11 protein-coding genes are annotated in these 13,452 nt (G+C 48.2%); 10 read left to right on the forward strand and 1 reads right to left on the reverse strand.

The window, feature by feature from the left end:
- Positions 1 to 433: 433 nt before the first annotated feature.
- Entirely contained in the window at positions 434 to 1,561 is a 1,128-nt protein-coding gene (locus NM96_03755) for a type IV pili twitching motility protein PilT (protein AVR78573.1), read from the reverse strand.
- Positions 1,562 to 1,748: 187 nt separating this feature from the next.
- On the opposite strand from NM96_03755, the gene NM96_03760 reads away from it, so the two are divergent.
- From NM96_03760 to NM96_03805, 10 genes are all read left to right on the forward strand, one after another.
- Positions 1,749 to 2,450: a 5'-methylthioadenosine/S-adenosylhomocysteine nucleosidase gene (locus tag NM96_03760; protein AVR78574.1), complete on the forward strand. Its 702-nt coding sequence runs from the start codon at positions 1,749 to 1,751 to the stop codon at positions 2,448 to 2,450.
- Between the two features lie 141 nt (positions 2,451 to 2,591).
- Positions 2,592 to 4,385, forward strand: a complete 1,794-nt coding sequence (locus NM96_03765) for an elongation factor 4 (GenBank protein ID AVR80261.1) — start codon at positions 2,592 to 2,594, stop codon at positions 4,383 to 4,385.
- Positions 4,385 to 5,404, forward strand: coding sequence for a signal peptidase I (gene lepB / locus NM96_03770; GenBank protein ID AVR78575.1), 1,020 nt, complete (start codon positions 4,385 to 4,387; stop codon positions 5,402 to 5,404). Before NM96_03765 ends, lepB begins: the two co-directional genes overlap by 1 nt.
- 312 nt (positions 5,405 to 5,716) lie before the next feature.
- A complete protein-coding gene (locus tag NM96_03775; GenBank protein ID AVR78576.1) occupies positions 5,717 to 6,601 on the forward strand; it encodes an EamA family transporter in 885 nt (294 codons plus the stop codon).
- Positions 6,602 to 6,924: 323 nt separating this feature from the next.
- Positions 6,925 to 7,902: an ABC transporter substrate-binding protein gene (locus NM96_03780; GenBank protein AVR78577.1), complete on the forward strand. Its 978-nt coding sequence runs from the start codon at positions 6,925 to 6,927 to the stop codon at positions 7,900 to 7,902.
- Positions 7,903 to 8,211: 309 nt separating this feature from the next.
- A complete protein-coding gene (locus tag NM96_03785) occupies positions 8,212 to 9,363 on the forward strand; it encodes a hypothetical protein (protein AVR78578.1) in 1,152 nt (383 codons plus the stop codon).
- Between the two features lie 177 nt (positions 9,364 to 9,540).
- Entirely contained in the window at positions 9,541 to 10,338 is a 798-nt protein-coding gene (locus NM96_03790; protein ID AVR78579.1) for an ABC transporter permease, read from the forward strand.
- Complete coding sequence (locus tag NM96_03795; GenBank protein ID AVR78580.1) at positions 10,335 to 11,030, forward strand: ABC transporter ATP-binding protein; 696 nt, start codon at positions 10,335 to 10,337, stop codon at positions 11,028 to 11,030. The genes NM96_03790 and NM96_03795 overlap by 4 nt, the downstream gene beginning before the upstream one ends.
- A 309-nt stretch (positions 11,031 to 11,339) precedes the next feature.
- Positions 11,340 to 11,966 carry a cadmium transporter gene (locus tag NM96_03800; GenBank protein ID AVR78581.1) on the forward strand — a complete coding sequence of 209 codons (627 nt, stop codon included), beginning with the start codon at positions 11,340 to 11,342 and terminating at the stop codon, positions 11,964 to 11,966.
- A 295-nt stretch (positions 11,967 to 12,261) separates the two neighbouring features.
- Positions 12,262 to 13,359: a hypothetical protein gene (locus tag NM96_03805; GenBank protein ID AVR78582.1), complete on the forward strand. Its 1,098-nt coding sequence runs from the start codon at positions 12,262 to 12,264 to the stop codon at positions 13,357 to 13,359.
- The last annotated feature ends 93 nt before the right edge of the window (positions 13,360 to 13,452 follow it).

The following is a 13,452-nucleotide window of genomic DNA, read 5'->3' on the forward strand; positions in this document are numbered from 1 at the left end:
GTCTGATTGAATCAATATTTTCAGGGATATGATCGGGGTATCTGAAAATACTTTGAAGGTATCAATTTCACAATGAATTGCATTATGAGTTGCATTTTAACGCAAGGGAATTTTCTATCGGTAGAATCAAAGTTGGTTCAGATAAAGGAAGTTAGTGGAGCTATTGAGATTTAAGGCCCGACTTGGAATAGTTTAGTGAATTTCGCGACGTATCAAGTATCAAGGCATTTTTTTGATGATATAATACTGACAGGACTATGTGGAAAATAACCCTATAATTCTGTTGGCTGGATTAATCAAAGCGGTCTGATATGGTAGAGAGCCAAATGTATTATGAAAGTCGTGATGCAGTGAACTATACAATTTAATTAGTTGTTTAAAAGGTCGTCTGAAAAGTATTTTTCAGACGACCTTTTCTCATTTCCGACAACTTTTAAATCAGTTCCAAGTCCGGGCCGGCGTTTTGGGCACGGCGGCTGCGCAGTTGGATATCCAAACGCAGGTCGTGGGCGGAGTCGGCGTTTTTAATGGCGTCTTGGAAACTGATGTCGCCGCGTTCGTACAGCTCGTAGAGCGCTTGGTCGAAGGTTTGCATACCCATGGCGGTAGATTTTTTCATCATTTCTTTGATGCCGTGGATTTCGCCTTTTTGAATCATCTCGGAAATAATCGGCGAATTGAGCAGGATTTCCACTGCGGCTACGCGCCCCTTGCCGCCTTCGCGGGGAATCAGGCGTTGCGAGATGAAGGCTTGCAGGTTGAGCGACAAGTCGGTCAAAAGCTGGGTGCGGCGCTCTTCGGGGAAGAAGTTGATGATGCGGTCAAGCGCTTGGTTGGAGTTGTTGGCGTGCAGCGTGGCGAGACAGAGGTGGCCCGTTTCGGCGAACGCCAAGGCGTAGTCCATGGTTTCGCGGTCGCGAATCTCGCCGATGAGGATGACATCCGGCGCCTGACGCAGGGTGTTTTTCAGCGCGGCAAACCAGTTTTCGGTATCCACGCCGACTTCGCGCTGGGTAATGATGCTTTTTTTGTGTTGATGGACGAACTCAATCGGGTCTTCGATGGTGATGATGTGGTCTTGGCAATTTTCATTGCGGTGGTCAACCATCGCAGCGAGCGAGGTGGATTTGCCCGAACCGGTACCGCCGACGAAAATCACGAGGCCGCGTTTTTTCATCACCACGTCTTTCAAGACGGGGGGCAGATTGAGGCTGTCGAAATTCGGGATTTTGCTGGTAATGGAGCGGAACACCAACGCCGTCGCGCCGCGCTGCACCATGGCATTGACACGGAAGCGGCTGGTGTCGGGCAGGCTGATGGCGAAGTTGCATTCGTTGGTGGAAGAAAACTCTTCGATTTGTTTGGTGGACATAATCGAAAAAGCGATTTCCATACATTTTTCAGAGGTCAGCGGCTCGTCGGTAATCGGCGTGATTTTGCCGTCCACTTTCATAGCGGGTGGGAAATTGGTCGTGATAAAGAGGTCGGAGCCTTTGTATTTGTTCATATGGCGCAGCCAAGTGAACAATTCGTCTTTTGCGCTGGGGGGATTGGTCATCATGATATTGGATAATTTCGGTGGTTATTTTATTGAAATGGATTATATCAAATAAATCATGATACATAAAAATGGCAAGATTACCGTATCGAATAATAGGACAGGCGGGCAATATGGCGGATTCAATACGGGTATGGAATGCCGCCGCTGCTGTTATAATACCGCCCACAATTTCATGGAAAGGTAAAAAATGTCTGTACAAACAGTTGCGGTCATCGGTGCGATGGAGCAGGAAATCGAGCTTTTGCGCGAAGCAATGGATAATGTCAAAAGCGTGTCTTTCGGTAAGTTTACCGCCTACGAAGGCGAAATGGCGGGCAAACGCATGGTGTTGGTATTGAGCGGCATCGGCAAGGTCAACGCTGCGGTTTCAACGGCTTGGGTTATCCATCAATTCGCGCCTGACTGCGTCATCAATACCGGCAGCGCAGGCGGCTTGGGCAAGGGGTTGAAAGTCGGCGACGTAGTGATTGGCACGGAAATCGCGCACCACGACGTCGATGTAACGGCGTTCGGCTATGTTTGGGGACAAGTGCCGCAACTGCCCGCCGTATTCGTTTCAGACGACCTCTTGGTCGGCAAGGCAAAACAGGCGGCGGAAGTGTTTGAAGGCGCGGCGGTAGCGCAAGGCTTGATTGTCAGCGGCGACCGCTTTGTCCACAGCAGCGAAGGCGTGGCGGAAATTCGCAGCCACTTCCCCGAAGTCAAAGCGGTGGAAATGGAAGCAGCGGCGATTGCGCAAGCCTGCCACCAGTTGAACACGCCTTTCGTCGTGATTCGCGCGATGTCCGACTCGGCGGACGAAAAAGCAGACATCAGCTTTGAAGAGTTTTTGAAAACGGCGGCAGCAAGCTCGGCGAAAATGGTGGAAAAGATTGTCGCGTCGCTGTAAAACACGCATAAAATCATGCGGAAACAGTAAATTTCCGCTAGAATGTCAGGCTATTTCACTTTGCCTGAAGGTCGTCTGAACGGTCTATTTGATTTTCAGATGACCTTTTCAAAATCACTGCTTATCTTTCAAAATAACAATATGAAAAATATCCGAAACTTCTCCATCATTGCCCACATCGACCACGGCAAATCGACGCTTGCCGACCGCTTCATCCAATACTGCGGCGGCTTGGATTTGCGCGAAATGAGTACGCAGGTACTTGATTCCATGGACATCGAAAAAGAGCGCGGCATTACCATCAAAGCGCAAACCGCCGCGCTCAACTACAAAGCACGCGACGGACAGGTGTATCAACTCAACCTGATTGACACGCCGGGACACGTCGACTTTTCTTACGAAGTTTCCCGTTCGCTGTCCGCCTGCGAAGGCGCGCTTTTGGTCGTTGACGCATCGCAAGGTGTGGAAGCGCAAACCGTGGCGAACTGCTATACCGCGATTGATTTGGGCGTGGAAGTCGTACCCGTTTTGAACAAAATCGACCTGCCCGCCGCCGACCCCGAACGCGTGGAACAGGAAATCGAAGACATCATCGGCATCGATGCCGTCGGCGCGGTGCAATGTTCCGCCAAAAGCGGCATCGGCGTGGAAGACGTTTTGGAAGAAATCGTTGCCAAAATCCCCGCGCCGACCGGCGACGAAAACGCGCCGCTGCAAGCCGTTATCGTCGATTCGTGGTTTGACAACTACGTCGGCGTGGTCATGCTGATTCGTGTGAAAAACGGCACCATCAAGCTGAAAGACAAAGTACGCTTTATGAGTACCAAGGCGGAAACGCAGGTCGAGCAACTGGGCGTATTCACGCCGAAATCGGTTCAAAAACAAGAACTCAAAGCCGGCGAAGTGGGCTTTTTGATTACCGGCGTGAAAGAATTGGGACAGGCGAAAGTCGGCGATACGGTTACTTTGGTTGCCAACCCCGCTTCTGAGCCGCTGCCCGGCTTCCAAGAAGTACAAAGCCAAGTATTCGCGGGCCTCTATCCCGTGGAGAGCCACGACTACGAAGCCTTGCGCGACGCTTTGGAAAAATTGCAACTTAACGATGCTTCATTGAAATTCGAGCCTGAAGTTTCCCAAGCATTGGGCTTCGGCTTCCGCTGCGGTTTCTTGGGCCTGCTGCACTTGGAAATCGTACAGGAACGCTTGGAGCGCGAGTTCGACATGGATTTGATTACCACCGCGCCGACGGTGGTTTACGAAGTCGTGTTGAAGAGCGGAGAAAAAATCGAAGTCGAAAATCCATCCAAACTGCCCGACATCGGCAGCATCGAAACCATTCTCGAGCCGATTATTACCGCGACCATCCTCGTGCCGCAGGAATACGTCGGTAACGTCATGACTTTGTGTAACCAAAAGCGCGGCGTGCAGGTCAATATGCAGTACATGGGCCGTCAAGTCATGCTGACTTACGACTTGCCTATGAATGAAGTTGTGATGGACTTTTTCGACAAACTCAAATCCACTTCGCGTGGCTATGCCTCGCTGGACTATCATTTTAAAGAGTTCCAACCGTCTGATTTGATTAAGCTCGACATCATGGTCAACGGCGAAAAAGTCGATGCCCTGAGCCTGATTGTGCACCGTCAAAGCGCCGTTCACCGAGGCCGCGAGCTGGCAGCGAAAATGCGCGAACTGATTCCACGCCAAATGTTCGACATTGCCGTCCAAGCCGCCATCGGCAGCCAAATTATCGCCCGCGAAAACGTCAAAGCCCTGCGTAAAAACGTCTTGGCGAAATGTTACGGCGGCGATATTACCCGTAAGAAAAAACTTCTTGAAAAACAAAAAGCAGGCAAACGCCGCATGAAACAAGTGGGCAACGTGGAAATCCCGCAAAGCGCGTTCTTGGCGATTCTGCAAGTGAGCGACAAATAATGAGCACAAATTTAATCTACGGCGCGATTGCCGCCATCGTTATCGGCATTTTCCTTTATTTCAAAAGCAGTAAAGAACGCCAAGAAAACGGAGAATGGAGTTCCGGCCTGCAATGGGCGTATCTTTTGTGCATGATCGGCGTTTTCGGCATCCTGTCTTTTTACATGAGCTTTACTGCCGTATTGCTGATATTTGTCGTATTCACCGGCATCGTTTGGGCAATCCACAAAGGTCGTCTGAAAAAAGACCCGTCGCATCAGGACAAAGCCCACTTTACCGACTACATGAGCGGCTTTTTCCCGATCATCCTCGTCGTCTTCATCCTGCGCACCTTTATCGCCGAGCCATTCCAAATCCCGTCCAGCTCCATGCGTCCCGGCTTGGTTAAAGGCGACTTCATCCTTGTAAACAAATTCGCCTACGGCATCAGAACCCCGATTATCAACAACGTCCTGATTCCGACCGGACAAATCGAGCGCGGCGACGTCGTCGTGTTCAACTATCCCGTCCAGCCTGAAATGAACTACATCAAGCGCATCGTCGGACTGCCGGGCGATACCGTCGAATACCGCGACAAAGTCCTGACCGTCAACGGACAAGTTGCCCCCGACCAACCGAACGGCACTTATTCCTACCCTGACGATACCGAGCCGTCCGCGATTCACAGCCCCGAACTTTTTCAGACGACCCTCAACGGAAAAAGCTTCAACATCCTGAAAGAACCCGGACAGCCCACCATATCGATCCCTGCGCTCGATAAATACCGTATGGAAATCATGCCTGAAAACGGTTATTCCGTAGAGCAAAGCGGTTTGAAACACTGTCAATACGCCGAAGACGGCAGTGGCTTTACCTGCAAAGTGCCCGAAGGCCGTTACTTCGCCATGGGCGACAACCGCGACAACAGTGCCGACTCCCGCTACTGGGGTTTTGTGGACGACAAACTTATCGTCGGAAAAGCCTTCTTCGTGTGGATGAACTTCGGCGATTACAGCCGTATCGGCAGCAGTATCCACTAAGTTGCCCGTTTCATTTCGATAAAACCAAAGGTCGTCTGGAAGCTGATTTTCAGACGACCTTTGGCTTTTCGGCGGAATAAATTGAAAGCAGGTTTCCATCATTGCCAATTTATAGTTATCTATGCGGGAAGCGGCTTTATTTTGAAACCCAGCCGGTATGTTAAGTTTCTGAAGCGTAATGATTTTTTTCAGGAGAAGCCGGAAGCGAAATAAGATATTGCACCTACTTATTTCTCTTTCGGATTTGCGTTACCATGCAAAATCTTTTTTATTACTTTAAATCCTCATGCCGATCCGTTGCGGAGCAAATCCATGAATATCCGTTCCGACTCTTATGCAGCACCATTCCTCATCTTCGGTTGCGTCTTATTCGGGCTGGGAAGCCTGATTGTCAGATTCGTCCCCGTAGGCCCGTATGCGGTTGCATTTTGGCGGCTGCTGATTGCAACGGGTGTGTTTTGGCTGCTCTCCCGTTTTTTCAGGCAAAAGCTGCCTAAAAGCAGAAGGGCGGTCAAATATGCCATGTTGTCCGGCATATTTCTGGCGTTTGATTTGTCATTGTGGCATGAAAGCGTACATGCGGTGGGGCCCGGGATTTCCACATTGCTCAACAGCTTGCAGATATTTTTTCTGTCCGCCATCGGATTTTTCTTTTTTCAAGAACGCTTGAACAGCCTGCAAGTTGTGAGCCTGACATTAGCGGTTGGCGGGGTTGTCCTAATCGGCAGTCCCGAGTTCAACCACAATGCCCACGCCTTATGGGGCTTTGTCAGCGGAATTGCGTCGGGCGGGCTTTTGGCATTGTCTATGGTATTCGTCCGCAAAACGCATGAAGTCGAAAGGGTGGCGCTTTTTCCGATGATGATGGTTTTGAGTTTCGGCGGCGCGTTGTCCCTGATTGTCCCCGCGCTGATTTTCGACAGCAACGCCCTATACCCGACGCAATGGCGCGATATAGGCTTGGTCTTGATATACGGCGTGGTCATGCAATGTTTGGCATGGGGTATGATTGCCTATGCAATTCCGCTGCTGTCCCTGTCTTTAACTGGTTTGCTGCTGCTTTCCGAACCCATTGCCGCTTTACTGATTGATTATTTTTGGCTGAACAAGCCGATCAACACTTTGCAGTGGTTTGGTGTTGTTTTGACTTTGTCGGCGATTTATCTTGGTTCTTTAAAACCGAAAAACACAAATTAAGCCGTATTGGGGAACAAAAGGTCGTCTGAAAACCGTTTTCAGACGACCTTTTATTTCAATATTATTAATAGGCGTAATGCCGAAAAAGATTTGCGTTTCCATATATAAACGGATGTCGGGACAATCGTGCCTTTACTTCCATTTTCTTTAATAGCATAATGAATAAAAATTATTATCAAAATATGGATGGTAAAACAGAGTTGCGAATCTAGATAGGCTCTGGTGTGTCCATTCCTATGTTTGGCGCAGCTCAAACCCATCTTAGAAGGATTCTGTTAAACAACCGGGCTGAAGTCCGCGCTACCTAACCAGGAGATTGGAAAATGGAACTGAAAAGACGTGATTTCTTAAAAATGACCGCTGCTCTGGCTGCGGCAGGGGTTTCGCCTTCGCTGTTGGCGGCGGGGAAAGAGCAGTTTACCGTGTACGGCGCGCCGGCGATGCCCAGCGTAACCATTGCCGTAGCGGCGTTGCAAGGCAAGCTGGCGAAGCAGGCGGATGTGTCGCTGAAAATCTGGCGCTCGCCCGACCAGCTTCGTGCGGGCGTGGCGAGCGGGCAATTTAAAGTGATGATGAGTCCGAGCAATGTCGGCGTAAACCTGCGCAACCAAGGGCAGAAAGTCGGCATGGTGAATATTTTGACCAACGGCATCACGCAGTTGGTCTGCAAAGGCAGCGCGATTGCCTCGCCGCAGGATTTGGTCGGCAAAAAAATCCTCGTTCCGTTTAAAAACGACATGCCCGACATCGTGCTGCAAGCCTTGCTGAAAAAACTGAAAATCGACGCGCACAAAGTCGGCATCACTTATACCGCCACGCCGCCCGAAGCGGTGGGGCTGTTTTTGAGCAAGGACTACCACGCCGCCATCCTGCCCGAACCAATGGCAAGCGCGGGTATGCTCAAAGGCAAAACCATGGGCGTGAACGTCGTGCGCGGCTTTGATTTGGTGAAGGCATGGGGGCAGGCGTATGACACTAAACCGCTGATTCCGATGGCGGGCATCATCGCCAACGAAGAATATTTCCACGCACACAAGGCGCAGTTCGACATCTTCCATCAGGATTTGAAAAACGCGCTCAACTGGATACTCGCCAACCGCCAAAGCGCCGCGAAAATCGGCAAAAACTACCTCCCAGCCCCCGAACCCGCCCTAGTCATGGGCTTGGACGGCGCGCGGCTGACAGTCACCAAAGGCAGCGAAGTGAAGAACGAGATTTTGAAGTTTTACGAAATCCTGATGCAGTTCAACCCGAAACTCTTGGGCGGCAAGCTGCCGGATAACGGATTCTTCTTGGCTTAAAATGGGAGAAAGGCCGTCTGAAAAGGGTAGGATGGTTGCGAATGCCTGATTTATCATTTTTCAGACGGCCTATCAGATAATAGTTAGAACAGTACACAAAAAGCCGTCATTCCTGCGTAGGCGGGAATCTAGTCTTTGATATTGCAGGAATGTTTTAAAATTGCAGCGACGTCAAACTTCTGGATTCCCGCCTACGCGGGAATGACGGCGGGTGGGTAACCTTGAGGTGGATTGATAAGCCCAACAAAACCGTCGGATTACCTGAAATGTTAGATAATGAACCAATCTATTATTGTTAAGGGAATATTTATGACTGAAATTAATAAACGGTACTCTGCATTAACAATTGATACCTCAATCTTTATACAAAATGGATTAAAGTTAAATAAAGGATTGCTAGCACAATTACATCAATTTAAAGATAATCCAATAAATTTAATTTTAAGTGATATCGTCTATCGCGAGCTCAAATCTCATCTTGATAGGAAGGAAAAAGAGACAAAAAGTAAAATTGAATCAGCTTTAAATGATGCGTCTGATTATCTAAATTGTTGCATAGATGATATGGAGAAAATCAAGTCATTAATTAAATTGAATTATCAGGCTGAGTCTATATCCAAATTAATATTAGAAGAATTTATAAGAAAATGTGGAATTGAGCTCGTTAAGGGGGAGGAATATTGCGAGATGAAATCTTTAATTGATATGTACTTTCAAAATCTTGCTCCTTTTAAAGAATCAGGTAATAAAAAGAATGAGTTTCCAGATGCTATTGCTCTATTATCATTGCAATATTGGGTGGAGGAAAATAATAAGAATTTATTAGCTGTTAGTGCAGATAATGATTGGAAGAATTTTGCACTAGGTAAAGGTAATATTGAAGTTATTGATGACCTAGCAAAAGCGATGGACATTTTAAACAAACAGACTGATGAAGCTTTGGATTCTATCATTTATGAAATAGAATTGGATTTAACAAAAAGCCAAAATAGTAGAATTTTTGAAAGTATGTATTCTGCCATTGAAAATAGTATAAATATTTCTGAAATTTCTGCTGTATCATCATTTAAATACTATATCGATGATGAACAATTAAGTTTAAAAAATATTTATATCTTAACAGAGGAAAATGAAAAAAGATTAAAAGTATATATTATTGATTATGATTCGGATAAAATTACTATTAGTATTACCTGTGAAGTTATGTGTGAAGTTGAGGTAGCTTTTAATTTTTCAGTTTGGGATTCAATTGATAAAGAAGATGTGTCATTAGGTGGGACAAGAAAAATAGTTGAAATATCATATGAAACAGATGTTTTAGTTAATTTATATGGAAACTTCCTAGATGGATTACAGAATATGGATATTGATGAGATAGAAGTTACTCATGACTCAGTATTCGTTGATATGGGAGAGATTTCTCCTTTTGACGATGAAAATTATGGCGATGAATATTATTGAGTTATTTACTACTATATGCAGTAGCCTATAGAAATCCCAAACAAAGGTCGTCTGAAAAACACTATTTGGGAAAACCAAACCGTTTCGTTGGGTTAAGGAGTTCCGTCTAACCCAATCAACCATTTTTTCAGACGGCCTATCATCCCCAAACCATCCCCATCAACCAACACTCAAACCATGATTAAAACCGACAAAATACGCAAACCGCAGCCTGCGGTGTTTTACATCATCGACTACCTTTGGAGCGGCTTTGCCGGTCTGAGTGTGGCAACGGTTGTGGTGGCGTTGTGGGCGTGGGGAAGCGCCGTGTTCGGCGAGTTTATGCTGCCTGCGCCGGTTGAGGTGTTTCAAAAGTCTTTGGATTTATTGAAACATTTTCAGGAAAACGAAATCGGGATTTCGCTGTGGCGGTCGGTGGTGGGGATTTCGGTTGCGCTGGTAGCGGGATTGGCGGCGGGGCTGGTGGCGGGCAGTTTTAAGACGGCGATGGCGTTGCTCAAGCCTGTGATTACGATTTTGTTGGCGATGCCGCCGATTATTTGGGTGGTGATGGCGTTGTTTTGGTTCGGTTTCGGCAATCCGAGCGTGCTGTTTACCATTATTGTGTTGGTTGCGCCGCTGACGTTTGCGAGTGCGGCGGTCGGGATGGCGAGCGTGAACAAGCAGCATGAGGAGTTGTTTGACGCTTATAAATTGGGTCGTCTGAAAAAAATCCGTTATCTGTATATCCCGCATCTGACGGGCTATGTGATTTCCAGCATCGGCGTGGCGGTGGCGATGGGGGTGAAGGTGGTGATTATGGCGGAACTCTTGGGCGCGAGCGAAGGCGTGGGCGCGCGGATTGCGGACGCGAGGGCGATGCTGGAGACTTCGACGGTGATGGCTTATGTGGTGCTGGTTATCGTTTTTGTGTCGCTGTTTGAATACCTGATTACCAAGCCTTTGGAAATTTTGTTTATGCCGTGGAGGAGATGATGCTCTGTCTTGAAAACGTGCGTTTTGAAATTCTCCGCGACCCCATCGTGCGCGATTTCAGTTTGAACCTGCAACATGGCGAAGTGAAAGCCTTGTTCGGGCCGAGCGGCTGTGGCAAGACGACGGTTTTGCGTTTGATTGCGGGCTTGGAAACGCCGAAATCGGGCACGATACGCAATACTTTCCGCAAAACGGGTTTTCTGTTTCAGGAAAACCGCCTGCCGGGAAACTTGACCGCGATGCAGAATATCGCTATTTTTATGGACAAACCCGATGAAGGCGAAATCATCGCGCTGGCGGCGAAAGTCGGGCTGACTGCGGGCGATTTGAACAAATATCCGACCGAATTGTCCGGCGGCATGGCGAAACGGGTAGCATTTTTGCGCCTGCTGCTGTGCGGCTGCGACCTTGCCTTGCTGGACGAGCCGTTCGTCGGTTTGGACCGCGATTTGCGCGATATTTTGGTCGCCATGCTGGTGGAAAAAATCGAGCGGCAGGGCATGGCGTGTATGCTGGTAACGCACGACCGCTTCGAAGCCGCACGCCTGAGCCATGAAATCATGCTGCTTTCCACTAAGGGCATGAACGTGCAAAACGTGATTACCCTGCCTACGCCGCTGTCCGAACGCGATTCGGCTTTTGAAGAAGCCGTGGTGGCAAGAGAGTTTCAGGGGATTCATTATTATGAGTGATAGGAATTTAAATTTCTGACAAACCTTGCGGTTCGTTGCCCTCTCCCTAACCCTCTCCCTAACCCTCTCCCACGGGGAAAGGGGATCAGGTTTCTCAAAATCAGAGAGCCGTAGAATTGGGAATCAGATGTCAGGTAAACCTGAAAATGTTCAGGCTCGACAGCCCAATTCCCTCTCCCCGTGGGAGATGGCTAGGGAGAGGGTAAGCAAGCCGCAGGCTTGCCTCTTTAGCGAAAGATACGAATCTGTTATCCGAACGCGATTCGGTTTTTGAAAAAGCCGTGGTGCCAAGGAGGCAGGGGATTCATTATGAGGTGCTTTATGTTTTCGACTGTGATTACTGCTGCTGTTTTATATATTGCTACAGCAGTAGATTTGTTGGTAATACTATTAATATTTTTTGCTAGAGCAAATACTAGAAAAGAATATCGAGATATTTATATCGGACAATATTTAGGTTCTGTAATTTTAATATTAGTTAGTTTATTTCTAGCTTTTGTTTTGCATTATGTTCCGGAAAAATGGGTGTTGGGTTTATTAGGTTTAATACCGATTTACTTAGGTATTAAAGTTGCTATTTACGACGATTGTGAGGGCGAAAAAAGAGCTAAAAAAGAATTGGATGAAAAAGGGTTGTCAAAATTAGTCGGTATTGTTGCTTTGGTTACAGTTGCTAGTTGTGGTGCAGATAATATTGGACTTTTTGTTCCTTACTTTGTGACTTTAGATCTTGTCGACTTATTAGTTACTCTTCTTGTATTTTTAATATTGATTTTTGTTTTAGTATATACAGCACAAAGATTGGCTAATATTTCAGGTATTGGTGAAATTGTAGAGAAGTTTAGTCGTTGGATAATGGCTGTTATTTATATTGGTTTAGGATTATTTATTATTATTGAAAATAATACAATTCAAACAATAATATCAATAATATGAATGATACGGGCATTTGAGTATCTGACAAACCTTGCGGTTCGTTACCCTCTCCCTAACCCTCTCCCACGGGGCGAGGGGAACAGGTTGCTGAAAATCAGAGAGCGCAGGATTGAAAATCAGATGGCAGGTAAACCTGAAAATGCTCGGGCTCGACAGCCTAATCCCCTCTCCCCGTGGGAGAGGGCTAGGGAGAGGGTAAGCAAGCCGCAGGCTTGCCTCTTTGGCAAAAGATACGGCCCTGTCCGCCCAATAAATCCATATCCGAAAGCATCTTCATGCAGAATCAAGCCAAGTCATGAATAAATTTTTCACCCACCCCATGCGGCCGTTTTTTGTCGGCGCGGCGGTACTTGCCATACTCGGCGTGTTGGTGTTTCTCATCAGCCCCGGTGCCATCGTCTTGCACCGCCAAATCTTCTTAGAACTCATGCTGCCTGCGGCATACGGCGGTTTTCTGACTGCCGCCATGCTCGAATGGACGGGTTATAAAGGTCGTCTGAAACCTGTTGCTACTTTGATGACGGCATTGTTGCTCGCCGCATCCGTCCTGTTGCCGTTTGCGACGCAAACCTCTTCGTTTTTCGTCGCCGCCTATTGGCTGGTGTTGCTGCTGTTCTGCGCTTGGCTGATTTGGCTCGACCGCAATACTGACAACTTCGCCTTGTTGATGTTGCTTGCCGCGTTCACCGTTTTTCAGACGGCCTATGCCGTCAGCGGTGATTTGAACCTGTTGCGCGCGCAAGTGCATCTGAACATGGCGGCGGTCATGTTTGTATCCGTCCGCGTCAGCGTCCTTCTGGGCGCGGAAGCCCTTAAAGAATGTCGTCTGAAAGACCCCGTATTCATCCCCAACGTCGTCTATAAAAACATCGCCATCACCTTCCTGCTGCTGCACGCCGCCGCCGAGCTTTGGCTGCCCGCGCAAACCGCCGGTTTTACCGCGCTCGCCGTCGGCTTCATCCTGCTCGCCAAGCTGCGCGAACTGCACCATCACGAACTCCTGCGCAAACACTACGTCCGCACTTATTACCTGCTCCAGCTTTTTGCCGCCGCAGGCTATCTGTGGACAGGCGCGGCGAAACTGCAAAACCTGCCTACCTCCGCGCCCCTGCACCTGATTACCCTCGGCGGCATGATGGGCGGCGTGATGATGGTGTGGCTGACCGCCGGACTGTGGCACAGCGGCTTTACCAAACTCGATTATCCCAAACTCTGCCGCATTGCCGTCCCCATCCTCTTCGCCGCCGCCGTCTCGCGCGCCTTTTTAATGAACGTGAATCCGATATTCTTCATCACCGTTCCCGCGATTCTGACCGCTGCCGTGTTCGTGCTTTATCTGTTGACGTTTGTACCAATTTTTCGGGCGAATGCGTTTACGGATGATCCGGAGTGAGCGTTTCTGTTTCATCCCGTCAGTCAATGGCAAGCCCTGTATCGCCTTAAGTCAAAAGGTCGTCTGAAAATCTCCAATATGGGTTTTCAGACG

The organism is Neisseria mucosa, from assembly GCA_003028315.1.
Classification (GTDB): Bacteria; Pseudomonadota; Gammaproteobacteria; order Burkholderiales; family Neisseriaceae; genus Neisseria; species Neisseria mucosa.